Origin of the sequence: Rhizobium sp. JAB6 (assembly GCF_003024605.1) — a bacterium.
Taxonomy (GTDB): domain Bacteria; phylum Pseudomonadota; class Alphaproteobacteria; order Rhizobiales; family Rhizobiaceae; genus Rhizobium.
Window position 1 is genome coordinate 134523 of sequence record NZ_PYJQ01000007.1, and the last position, 12499, is coordinate 147021.

Annotated in this window: 9 protein-coding genes; 8 read left to right on the forward strand and 1 reads right to left on the reverse strand. The window is 59.4% G+C overall.

Features of this window, described 5'->3' with window-relative positions; all coding sequences use genetic code 11:
* The first annotated feature begins 59 nt into the window (after window positions 1-59).
* The 8 genes from ytfR (at window position 60) to C7U61_RS09435 (ending at window position 10342) form a co-directional block, all read left to right on the forward strand.
* Window positions 60-1583 carry a galactofuranose ABC transporter, ATP-binding protein YtfR gene (gene ytfR / locus C7U61_RS09400; protein WP_106997833.1) on the forward strand — a complete coding sequence of 508 codons (1524 nt, stop codon included), beginning with the start codon at window positions 60-62 and terminating at the stop codon, window positions 1581-1583.
* A complete protein-coding gene (locus C7U61_RS09405; RefSeq protein ID WP_106997834.1) occupies window positions 1580-2608 on the forward strand; it encodes an ABC transporter permease in 1029 nt (342 codons plus the stop codon). The genes ytfR and C7U61_RS09405 overlap by 4 nt, the downstream gene beginning before the upstream one ends.
* Window positions 2605-3573, forward strand: coding sequence for a galactofuranose ABC transporter, permease protein YjfF (gene yjfF, locus C7U61_RS09410; protein ID WP_106997835.1), 969 nt, complete (start codon window positions 2605-2607; stop codon window positions 3571-3573). The genes C7U61_RS09405 and yjfF overlap by 4 nt, the downstream gene beginning before the upstream one ends.
* 16 nt (window positions 3574-3589) lie before the next feature.
* Window positions 3590-4336: a FadR/GntR family transcriptional regulator gene (locus C7U61_RS09415; protein ID WP_106997836.1), complete on the forward strand. Its 747-nt coding sequence runs from the start codon at window positions 3590-3592 to the stop codon at window positions 4334-4336.
* 103 nt (window positions 4337-4439) lie between these two features.
* Complete coding sequence (gene glmU / locus C7U61_RS09420) at window positions 4440-5801, forward strand: bifunctional UDP-N-acetylglucosamine diphosphorylase/glucosamine-1-phosphate N-acetyltransferase GlmU (protein ID WP_106997837.1); 1362 nt, start codon at window positions 4440-4442, stop codon at window positions 5799-5801.
* Window positions 5802-5915: 114 nt separating this feature from the next.
* Window positions 5916-7742 carry a glutamine--fructose-6-phosphate transaminase (isomerizing) gene (gene glmS / locus C7U61_RS09425; RefSeq protein WP_106997838.1) on the forward strand — a complete coding sequence of 609 codons (1827 nt, stop codon included), beginning with the start codon at window positions 5916-5918 and terminating at the stop codon, window positions 7740-7742.
* A 176-nt stretch (window positions 7743-7918) separates the two neighbouring features.
* Entirely contained in the window at window positions 7919-8617 is a 699-nt protein-coding gene (locus tag C7U61_RS09430) for a DUF502 domain-containing protein (protein WP_106997839.1), read from the forward strand.
* Between the two features lie 237 nt (window positions 8618-8854).
* Window positions 8855-10342, forward strand: a complete 1488-nt coding sequence (locus C7U61_RS09435; protein ID WP_181315830.1) for an esterase-like activity of phytase family protein — start codon at window positions 8855-8857, stop codon at window positions 10340-10342.
* Between the two features lie 40 nt (window positions 10343-10382).
* On the opposite strand, the gene recG is transcribed toward C7U61_RS09435, so the two are convergent.
* Window positions 10383-12488: an ATP-dependent DNA helicase RecG gene (gene recG / locus C7U61_RS09440; RefSeq protein ID WP_106997944.1), complete on the reverse strand. Its 2106-nt coding sequence runs from the start codon at window positions 12486-12488 to the stop codon at window positions 10383-10385.
* Window positions 12489-12499: the final 11 nt, after the last annotated feature.

Consider the following 12499-nt stretch of genomic DNA (forward strand, 5'->3'; position numbering starts at 1 on the left):
CACGGAATGCGCCGGCTATCGCTTTCGCAATTTGATTATTCCAAGGAAATTCGCGCTTCATGGCTCACGACGTAGAGCGACTTCTGACAGCGACAGGTTTTTGTAAATATTTCCCCGGTTCGACCGCTCTCGATCACGTCGATTTCACATTGATGCGCGGCGAGGTCCATGCGCTTCTCGGCGAGAACGGTGCCGGAAAATCGACCTTGATCAAATGCATGACCGGCGCTTATCGTCGCGATGCGGGTACTCTGGTCCTCGATGGTGCCGAGATCGATCCGCACGATACGCTTGCCGCCCAGAAGCTCGGTATCGGAACCGTCTACCAGGAAGTGAACCTGCTGCCCAATCTGAGCGTCGCGGAAAACTTGTTTCTGGGCCGCCAGCCACGGCGGTTCGGCATGGTCAGCAGCCGCGTCATGAATAGGATGGCCAGAGATCTGCTGTCGCAATATGGGCTCGATATCGATGTCAGCCACCAGCTCGACCGCTTTTCTGTCGCCATTCAGCAGGTGATCGCCATCGCCCGCGCCGTGGACCTGTCCGGTAAGGTTCTCATTCTCGATGAGCCCACTGCGAGTCTGGATACGCATGAAGTCGAAATGCTGTTCGGTATCGTCAGGCGATTGAAGCAGCGTGGGCTGGGAATTGTCTTCATCACGCATTTCCTGGAACAGGTTTACGAAATCTGCGACCGCATCACCGTTCTCCGCAACGGTCGCCTGGTCGGCACGCGCGATGCGGCCGGTCTTCCGCGGCAGACGCTGATCGCCATGATGCTCGGCCGCGAACTCGCCGAGACCGAAAGCACGATAAAGCAGAGTGAGACGGAAAGCGGCCCGGTCAAATATCACTTCACGAACTTCGGCAAGCGCGGCAAGATCAAGCCTTTCGATATGGAGGTGCGCGTCGGCGAAGTGGTCGGCATTGCCGGCCTGCTTGGCTCGGGACGTACGGAAACCGCCGAAGTACTTTTCGGCGTCGAGCGCGCCGACAGTGGCGAGGCAAAGATCGAAGGCAAGACCATTGCGCTTTCCAGCCCGCGCGCCGCGATCAAGAGCGGTTTCGGCTTCTGCCCGGAAGACCGCAAGACCGATGGGATCATCGGTGATCTCTCTATTCGCGAAAATATCGTCATGGCGCTGCAGGCAAGGCGCGGCTGGGCAAGGCCCTTGCCGCGCGGCGAGCAGAACGCCATCGCCGATCGCTATATCAAGGCGCTGGATATCCGCACGACCGATCGGGAAAAGCCGATCAGGCTTCTTTCGGGCGGTAACCAGCAGAAGGCGATCCTTGCGCGATGGCTGGCGACCAATCCGAGTTTACTCATCCTGGATGAGCCGACGCGCGGCATCGATGTCGGTGCGCACGCGGAAATCATCCGGTTGATCGAGGATCTTTGCCGGCAGGGAATGTCCCTGGTGGTCATTTCATCCGAACTCGAGGAGCTTGTCGCCTATAGTTCGCGCGTCATCGTCCTGCGTGATCGCGAACATATCGCCGAGTTGACCGGCAGTGAGATAACGGCCGGAAATATCGTCGAGGCTATTGCCACGGCTCAAAAGACGCGGGAGGACGCATGAGCTCGCCAATCGGAACCTCCTTGCTTCGGCTGATGCCGCAGCTGATCGCGCTCGCTGTTATTCTTCTGTTGAATTTCATTATGTTCCCGCATTTCTTTCATCTGGAAGTTCAGAATGGAAGGCTATACGGAAGCTTGATAGACGTACTCAATCGTGGTGCACCGGTAGCATTGCTCGCCATCGGCATGACGTTGGTCATCGCGACCAAGGGGATCGATCTGTCCGTCGGCGCGGTCATTGCGATCTGCGGTGCTGTCGCGGCGTCGTCGATCGTTGCCGGCTACTCGCTTTCCTATACGCTGCTGTTGACGATCGGCATCGGTCTGGCATGTGGGCTCTGGAACGGCTTTCTCGTCGCCGCGCTCGATATCCAGCCGATCATCGCGACGCTGGTGCTGATGGTGGCAGGCCGCGGCATCGCGCAATTGATCACCGAGGGCACGATCCTCACTTTCAACAATGACGGGCTGATCTTTCTTGGCAGCGGCTCGTTTGCCGCCTTGCCGATGCCTGTCGTGATCTGGCTCGTCGCCGCGCTCGTGGTGATCGCTTTGGTTCGGCGCACGGCTCTTGGAATGCTGGTCGAAGCCATAGGCATCAACCGCCGCGCAAGCACGCTGTCCGGTATCCGGACGCCGGTCCTCCTGATCGCGGTCTATGCATTGAGCGGCCTGTGCGCCTCCATTGCCGGTATCATTGTTACGGCCGACATCAAGGGCGCGGACGCCAACAATGCCGGTCTTTGGCTTGAGCTGGACGCGATCCTTGCTGTCGTGGTCGGCGGCAATTCGCTGCTCGGCGGCCGTTTCAGCATCGTCGGTTCGCTGATCGGCGCGATGATCATTCAATCGGTCAATACAGGCATCCTGCTCTCCGGCTTCCCGCCGGAATTCAATCTGGTAATCAAGGCGCTCATCGTCATCGTCATTCTGGTCATCCAGTCGCCGGCAATGCAATCCGCCACGTCGTTCTTCTGGCGCCGCAGAGGCGAAGGGCAGATGGTGCAGAAGGAGCAGGCAAAGTGAATTCGAAATATCTTCCGCTCCTGGCGACCATCCTGATCTTCATCCTGGCTTACGTCGCCTGCGTGACGCAGTATCCGAACATGCTGTCGACGCGGGTTGTAAGCAACCTATTAACGGATAATGCCTTTTTGGGAATCGCCGCCGTCGGTATGACCTTCGTGATCATCTCTGGTGGCATAGACCTCTCCATCGGCTCGATCATTGCCTTTACCGGCGTTTTCCTGGCCGTCATTCTGCGCGACACGGCGATCCATCCGTTGATCGCTTTCGTACTCGTCCTTGTCATCACGACGATTTTCGGCGCCGGCATGGGAGCCATCATTCACTATCTCAGCATGCCGCCTTTCATCGTGACGCTGGCCGGCATGTTTCTGGCACGCGGCTTTGCTTTCGTGCTCTCGATCGACAGTATCCCGATCGAACATGATTTCTATTCACAGCTCAACGACCTCTATTGGCTGATGCCTGGCGGCGGCCGGCTGACATTGATCGGCGGCCTCATGCTGCTCGTCTTTGCCGGTGGCATTGTGCTGGCGCAGCGCACCCGCTTCGGTGCCAATGTCTATGCTCTCGGCGGTGGCGCTCAGACCGCGGTGCTGATGGGCGTGCCGGTCGGAAAAACGACGATCCAGATCTACGCCCTGTCCGGCTTTCTTGCTGGTCTATCCGGAATCGTTTTTTCCATTTATACCTCGGCGGGATATTCGCTTGCCACGGTCGGTGTCGAACTCGACGCGATCGCTGCCGTGGTCATAGGCGGAACACTGCTGACGGGAGGAGCGGGGTTCGTCGGAGGAACACTCATCGGAATTCTCATACAGGGCTTGATTCAGACCTACATCACCTTCGATGGAACGCTTTCCAGCTGGTGGACGAAGATATTGATCGGCTTGTTGCTGTTTGCGTTTATTCTGATGCAGAAGGGACTTCTGTTGCTTTCCCGCTTGAACCGACGATATGTCTGAGGGAGGGACGGAACGCTTGCGAGACCGATTGCTTGAGACTGGAAAATCCGAAGGAAAATCGCGCACGAGCCACGCTCAGGTGGTCGATGAGTTGGGTAAGGCGATCGTCTCGGGCGCATTTCCGATTGGAAGCATTCTTCCCGGCGACAGCGAGCTTCTGCAACGATTCAAGGTATCCCGCACGGTCCTGCGTGAAAGCATGAAGACTTTGGCCGCGAAGGGACTGGTGGTGCCGCGCGCGCGTGTCGGCACGCGCGTCACCGAGAAGATCCATTGGAACATGTTCGACAACGAGGTGCTGAACTGGCATTTCGAGAGCGGGGTCAACAAGGAATTCCTTCTCCATCTTTACGACATACGCATGGCGTTCGAGCCCTTTGCCGCAAGTCTCGTGGCGGAAAGGGCCAGCCGGGAAGATATCGAACTGCTTCGCAACCTTGCCGCCGCCATGGCTGAGCCTCAACACACCTCGGACAGTCTTGCTATCGCCGATCTGCATTTCCATCTTGCCGTGACCGAGGCATCGCAGAATCCGTTCATGCGATCGCTGGGTGGGCTTATCGAAGCCGCGCTCGTTGGCATGTTCCGCATGAGCGCCCCTCCGTCTGCCAATGGCTTTGCCAATATTGCGGATACGCATATGGCCATAGTGGACGCGATAGCGGCGCGTGACAGCCTTTCCGCCCATAAGGCGATGGAATTTGTGATCATCGATGGACGTCAACACGTCCTTGAAGCCTTCGAGGCTCTCGCCGAGGCCTGAAGATCACCTTGAATTTCGCCGTGGTTCATCGCTCGACTTGTTGATAAGAGGGGAGTCGCCTGGCCTCATAGGCCACGCTTGACCGTATATCTCGGAGCTTTAAATGGAACGCAGCTGTCTCGCCATCATCCTCGCTGCCGGCGACAGTACCCGCATGAAGTCGTCGATGTCGAAGGTCCTGCATCCGATTGCCGGGCGCCCGATGATCGCCCATGTCATGGATGCGATCGCCAAGACCGGGATTTCGGCGGCGGCTCTGGTTGTCGGGCGCAATGCGGATGAGGTCAGCGCCGCAGCGTCGATCGGCGGCATCGCCATCGAATCCTATCTTCAGAAGGAACGCCTCGGCACCGGTCATGCGGTGCTGGCCGCGCGCGAGGCGATTGCTCGCGGATATGACGATATCATCGTTGCTTACGGAGACGTTCCTCTGCTGACCGATGCGCCGCTTCGTGCAGCCCGCCAGGGGCTGGCTGACGGCAACGACATCGTCGTCATCGGTTTTCATACGGATCATCCCAACGCCTATGGCCGATTGCTGGTCAAGGATGGCGAGCTGATCGCCATTCGGGAAGCGAAGGACGCAACCGATGCCGAGCTTGCGATAAAGTGGTGCAATAGCGGACTGATGGCGATCAATGGCCGCAAGGCGCTGGAGTTTCTCGATCGCATCGGCAACAACAATGCCAAGGGTGAATATTACCTTACCGATCTCGTCGAGATCGCCCGCTCGCTGGGCGGCCGCGCCGTTGCTGTCGATGCGCCCGAGGTCGAAATGACCGGCTGCAACAACCGCGCCGAACTCGCCTTCATCGAGCGCCTCTGGCAGGAGCGCCGCCGGCATGAGCTCATGCTGTCTGGGGTGACCATGGTCGCGCCGGAAACCGTATTCCTGGCCTATGACACCGTGATCGGCCAGGACGCGCTGATCGAGCCGAATGTTGTCTTCGGTCCGGGCGCCTTGATCGAGGGCGGTGCGGTCATTCATGGCTTCTCCCACATCGAGGGCGCGCGTGTCAGCGCCGGCGCTACCGTCGGTCCCTTTGCAAGGTTGCGCCCTGGTACGGATCTCGCCAGCGGCGCCAAGGTCGGCAATTTCTGCGAGGTCAAGAACGGCAAGATCGGCGAGGGCGCCAAGGTCAATCACCTGACCTATATCGGCGATGCGACGATCGGGGCCGGCAGCAATATCGGCGCCGGTACGATCACCTGCAACTATGATGGCGTCAACAAGCATGAAACGCATGTCGGTACCAACGCCTTCGTCGGTTCCAATTCGTCGCTGGTTGCGCCCATCCGCATAGGCGACGGCGCATATATAGCCTCCGGCAGCGTCATCACCGAGGATGTTCCGGCCGATGCGCTGGCCTTCGGTCGGGCTCGCCAGGAAATAAAGCCGGAGCGGGCCAAGGCGATCCGCGAACGAGCTCTTGCGATCAAGGCAGCGAAGAAGGGCGGCCACTAGACCTTCGCGCATTGACGTAACGGTCCGAAATCGAAAGTGACCGTCATGCCAATTGAGAAAATTGCAGGAATGATTAGGAACTGCCCTCATATCTGAGGCCGGACGGAGAGCTGTATGTGCGGTATTGTTGGGATCGTCGGAACGAAGCCTGTGGCGGAGCGCCTGGTGGACGCGCTGCGGCGGCTCGAGTACCGCGGCTATGATTCGGCGGGTGTTGCCACGATCCATGACGGCGTGATGGATCGTCGTCGTGCCGAGGGAAAGCTCTTCAACCTGGAAAAGCGTCTCGAGACGGATCCGTTGCCCGGCACAACGGGCATTGCGCACACGCGCTGGGCAACCCACGGTGTTCCGAATGAAACCAACGCCCATCCGCATTTCGTCGAAGGCGTTGCCGTCGTCCACAATGGCATCATCGAGAACTTCTCCGAGCTGCGTGAAGAGCTGAAGGCCGAAGGGCAGGAGTTTGCTTCGCAGACCGATACGGAAGTCGTCGCCCATCTTCTGGCCAAATATGTCCGCGAGGGCATGGACGCACGGGCGGCCATGCTGAAAATGCTGAATCGCGTGACCGGCGCCTATGCATTGGCCGTTATGTTTCAGAACGATCCCGGCACGCTGATGGCGGCGCGTTCCGGCCCGCCGCTTGCCGTCGGTCACGGTAAGGGCGAAATGTTCCTCGGCTCGGATGCGATTGCGCTTGCGCCTTTCACCAACGAGATCACCTATCTCGTCGACGGTGACTGCGCCATCGTCAACCATGCCGGCGCGACCATCCTCGATTTCAACGGCAACGAGGTGAGCCGGCCGCGGCAGATTTCCCAGGCGACCGCCTATGTGGTCGACAAGGGCAATCATCGCCATTTCATGGAAAAGGAAATCTACGAGCAGCCGGAAGTCATTTCCCACGCGCTCAGCCACTATGTCGATTTCGCCAGCAATCGGGTGCGCCCGGATGTCTCGGCCATCGATTTCGGCAGTGTTTCCGGTCTTGCTATATCAGCCTGCGGCACCGCCTATCTCGCCGGCCTTGTGGGCAAATACTGGTTCGAGCGCTATGCGCGGCTACCGGTCGAGATCGATGTTGCCTCCGAGTTCCGTTATCGCGAAATGCCATTGTCGCCCTCTCAGGCGGCCCTGTTCATCTCGCAGTCCGGCGAAACGGCCGATACGCTTGCGTCTTTGCGCTACTGCCGGGATAACGGCCTCAAGATCGGCGCCGTAGTCAACGTCAGGGAATCGACCATCGCGCGCGAATCCGACGCGGTGTTTCCGATCATGGCGGGGCCGGAAATCGGTGTCGCCTCCACCAAGGCATTCACCTGCCAGCTTGCCGTTCTCGCCTCGCTGGCGATCGGAGCCGGTGTCGCTCGCGGCAAGATCAGTGCCGAGGATGAGAAGGAGCTGGTGCACCATCTCATCGAAATGCCGCGTATCATGGCCAATGTTCTCAATCTCATCCAGCCGCAGATGGAAAGCCTCTCGCGCGAGATATCGAAGTTCAAGGACGTGCTCTATCTCGGCCGCGGCACCAGCTTCCCGCTTGCCATGGAAGGCGCGCTGAAGCTCAAGGAGATTTCCTACATTCACGCAGAGGGCTATGCGGCCGGCGAATTGAAGCATGGGCCGATCGCGCTGATCGACGAGAACATGCCGGTCATCGTCATCGCCCCGCATGACCGCTTCTTCGACAAGACCGTTTCCAACATGCAGGAAGTCGCGGCGCGCGGCGGTCGAATCATCTTCATCACGGATGAAATTGGCGCTGCCGCTTCGACGCTGCCGACCATGGCGACAATCACCTTGCCGGTCGTGGACGAGATCATAGCACCGATCATTTTTTCCCTGCCGATTCAACTGCTTGCCTATCATACGGCCGTGTTCATGGGCACGGACGTCGATCAGCCGCGCAATCTCGCCAAATCGGTTACCGTGGAATAGGATCCCTTCCGTCGCGCGCTTGCCGTCACGTCGTCGTGAGCCGGTCGCCTGTTCGGCTCGCGGACGTGGCAAGCGGGTTGTATGCCGCGCCGATTTCTGGCACGATTCGCTCACGGAGATGGTGGGGAGGATTTGCCGGGGAGCGGTAGCGACGGAACGGAGTTTTCGAGCGGCGAATGACTGAAAAACTCATCAAGATGTCCGTGACTACGCGGATTAGAAACAATTTCCTGGCCGGCCTGATCATATGTGCCCCGATTGCCATCACGCTATGGCTGACCTGGTCCGTCGTCCACTGGGCCGATAGCTGGGTTCGCCCCTATATTCCCGCGCGCTACGATCCCGAAAGCTATCTGAACTTCGCCGTACCCGGCACCGGCCTGGTGATCGCGATGATCTTCATCACGATCGTCGGCTTTCTGGCCAAGAACCTGATCGGCCAGAGCATCGTCCGCTTCGGTGAGTCGATCGTCAATCGCGTGCCGCTGGTGCGGACCATCTATAAGAGCGTCAAGCAGATCTTCGAGACTGTGCTGAAGGAGCAGGGCACCTCGTTCAAGAAGGTGGGGCTGATCGAATATCCAAGCCCAGGCCTTTGGTCTATGGTCTTCATATCGACAGATGCCAAAGGCGAGATCGCCTCGAAATTCAATGCCATGGGTCAGGACATGGTGGCGGTCTTCCTGCCGCCGACGCCCGTGCCGACTGCTGGCTTCCTTGTCTTCGTTCCGCGCGAAAAGATCACGGTACTCGATATGAGCCCTGAAGATGGCGCCAAACTGCTGATCTCGGGGGGCCTCGTGGCGCCGGAATATAAGGAGCTGGTCGCGGCCAAGGAATTGCGGCAGCCGGTTCCTATGAATTCTTTGAGCTAGAATTGCTCATCTTCCAATAGTTGGATCAATAGCTTCGCGTTTTGCGCGAATTGTCATGCCTCTATCATATTGACGCCTTAGATCGTCGGTCGGGGCAGATAATGGCATGTATCTCAGCATCGAATGTTCGGGGCACGGGCACCGAACTGCGGTTCTTCAACGCGGTCCGAAACAGGCCGGAGATGGATGTCGTTGCCTCCACAACAGTTTTATCAGGAGGATATTGTCTTGAGATATATGTGTTCGAAGAGCTTGCCGCTGCTAACGGCGGCGCTTGCCACATTTGTTTTCGCGGCGCCGGTGATGGCGCTGGCGGATAATTCCGTGACGCTCGAAGGCGTGACGCTGGTCAACAAGGGCCGCGTCGCCGTCGGCCGCATCCCGGCCAATCTGCGCGACAAGTTCGGTGAAACATTCGGTTCCGGCTCGGGCATGTCGATCGATACCGGGAGTTGGGTTCGCAATGCCGATGGCACCTATAAGGGTTCTCTGTGGCTGCTGCCGGACCGCGGTTACAATGTCGCCGGCACTACCGATTACCGGGCGCGTCTCAACACGATCGATATCAAGCTGACGCCGGTTGTTCCCGGTGCAACGCCTCCAGCCGGCAAGGAACAGGCTGGCGTCGAAGCCAAGCTCGCGGATACGCTGCTGTTGAAGGATAGCAAGGGCAACGAAACCACTGGCCTTGACCCCGCCAACGGCGTTCGGCCAGCGGAAGGCGGCATGCCGCTTTTGCCACAGGCGCCGAACGGCAAGATTTCGCTCGACAACGAAGCCATTGCCCGGCTGCCCGATGGTTCGATGTTCATCAGCGATGAATACGGTCCCTACATCTACCGTTTCTCGGCGGATGGGCGCATGATCTCGGCCACGGCACCGCCCGCCGCGCTTCTGCCGATGCGCAAGGGCACCGTGAATTTTTCCTCGAACAATCCCGGCCCCGGCGAAGCCGCGCCCGATCCGAAGGATCCGACCAGCGGGCGCCAAAATAATCAGGGCTTCGAGGGGATGTCCCTCACTCCGGACGGCAAGTTCCTGATCGCGGTGCTCCAGTCCGCGACGCGCCAGGATGGCGGTGATTCCGGCTCGACCAGGCAGAACACGCGCGCGCTGGTTTACGATGCTGCCGATCTCGATCATCTGAAACTGGTGCATGAATATGTCGTGCCTCTGCCTGTCTTCACCAACGACAAAGGCAAGACGACTGTCGCCGCCCAGAGCGAAATCGTGGCGCTCTCGCCGACGAGTTTCCTGATGCTCGCTCGCGACAGCAACAATGGCTATGGCCAGAAGGGCGACAAGTCCCTCTATCGCAGCATCGTTGCTGTCGACGTGTCCGCTGCCACCGATATTGCCGGCAGCAAGTTCGACGGCGATACGGCTGTCGCTCCGAAGGGCGCTCTCGATCCCTCCGTCAAGCCGGCTGTCCTCAGCCAGTTCATCGACATCAACGACAGCGCGGATCTTGCGCGCTTCGGTCTGCACAATGGCGCACCGAACGACCGCAACAACCTCTCGGAAAAATGGGAGGCCATGTCGCTCGTCAGCGTTCAGGATCCGAAGCTGCCGGACGACTATTTCCTGTTCGTCGCCAATGACAACGACTTCATCACCCAGGACGGTTTCCAGGTCGGAGCCGCCTACAAGGATGATAGTGGCGCCGATGTCGATACCATGTTCCAGTTATTCCAGGTCACCATTCCCGGCCTTGCCGCCAAGTAATATCAAGACGTGGATGGGCGCGGCAATCGCGTCCATCCACTCAGCCTGCCCGCAGAAAGCGGATCGCCTCGTCGCGGCGGAAAAGATAGAGCAGGGTGCGAACCGCAGTGCCGCGCTCGCTCGTAAGCTCCGGATCGCGCTCGATCAGGTAGGCTGCGTCCTTGCGGGCGATTTCCAGAAGATCGGCGTGAGCCTCGAGACTGGCGATGCGGAAGCCTGGTGTGCCGGACTGGCGCGTGCCCAGAAGCTCGCCTTCGCCGCGCAGCTTCAAATCCTCTTCGGCAATCCGGAATCCGTCCTCGGTCTCGCGCATGATCGACAGCCGCGCATGCCCGATTTCGCCGAGCGGTCCCTTGTAGAGAAGGATGCAGGTCGAGGCTTCGTCACCGCGACCGACGCGTCCGCGCAACTGGTGAAGCTGCGCCAGACCGAAGCGCTCGGCATGTTCGATGACCATGATCGTCGCATCCGGCACGTCGACGCCCACTTCGACAACGGTCGTAGCCACCAGCAGACGGATCTCGCCATTCTTGAAGGCCAACATCACGGCGTCTTTCTCCGGGCCGCTCATTCGCCCATGGATGAGGCCGATGCCGGGGCCGAGCGCCTTGGTCAAGGTCTCATGCCGTTCCTCCACCGACACTAAATCGGATTCTTCGGATTCCTCCACAAGGGGGCATATCCAATAGGCTTTTTTGCCTTCTGATAGCGCGTTTCTCAGGCGCGCGACGATATCGCCAGTTCGTTCGTTCGGAATGGTGATCGTCTGGATTGGCTTGCGACCCGCCGGCTTCTCGCTGAGCTTGGAAACGTCCATGTCGCCAAAGGCGGCCAGAACCAGCGTTCGCGGAATCGGCGTCGCGGTCATGACGAGCATGTGGGGCGAGATGCCCTTCGCGGTCAGGCGCAGACGCTGGTGAACGCCGAAGCGATGCTGCTCGTCGACGACCGCCAGCATGAGGTTGGTATAGGTGACGCTGTCCTGGAACAAAGCGTGGGTGCCGATGATGATCTGCGCTTGGCCGGAGGCAATGCGCTCCAGGATCGCATCTCGCTCGCGACCCTTCGTGCGGCCCGTTAGAACTTCAACGGAAAGGTTTGCACTTGCTACGAATTTTGAGATCGTGGCATGGTGCTGTCGTGCCAAAATCTCGGTCGGCGCCATCAGCACGGCCTGGCCGCCGCTTTCGATCACGGCGGCGATCGCCATCAGTGCCACCAAAGTTTTGCCCGCGCCGACGTCGCCCTGCAGCAGCCGAAGCATACGCTCGGTGCCCGCCATATCCTTGAGAATATCCGCAACTGCATCACGCTGACTGCTCGTCATCGAGAAAGGAAGGGATGCCAATATCTTGCCGCTGATTTCTCCAGTTGCATGCACCGGCTGTCCCGCAACCTTGCGCAGCCTTTGGCGCACCAGCGAGAGCGACAATTGCCCGGCCAGGAATTCGTCATAGGCCAGGCGGCGACGCGCGGGAGATTGCGCATCGATATCGGCCGCATCCCTTGGCGCATGCAGCATGTGGAAGGCATCGGAGATCGAGGGAAAACCCTGCTTTTGAGTAAGGGCGATATCATCCCACTCGGGCAACTGCGGAATGCGCGGCAGCGCCGCCTCGATGGTCTTGCGCAGGAACTTCGGTGTAAGCCCGGCGGTTAGCGGATAGACGGGTTCGACCAGCGGCAGATTTTCCGCCTCGCTCTCGCGCATGATGTAATCCGGGTGCACCATGGACGGTCGGCCGTTGAACCAGTCGACCTTGCCGCTGACGGTGACGGTCTCATCGATCGGCAACTGCTTTTCGAGCCATTGCGCCTTGCCGCGAAAGAAGACCAGCGCCAGCTCCCCCGTTTCGTCATGCAGATAGACGCGATAGGGCACGTTGCTGCGCGGATTGGGCGGCGGCTGATGGCGATCGACGCGGCCGGTAATGGTGACGATAGCACCCTGCGGCGCTCTCGCGATGCCGGGCTGTTCGCGCCGATCGATGATGGAATGCGGCGCATGGAAAATCAGGTCGATGACGCGGCAATCGTCGAGGGTTTCGCGATCGAGCAGCTTAACCAGCAGTTCGGATACCTTCGGCCCAACACCGGGTAGCGAAGAGATGGAGGCAAACAGCGGGTCGAGGATCGCGGGACGCATGGCCGGCAAAA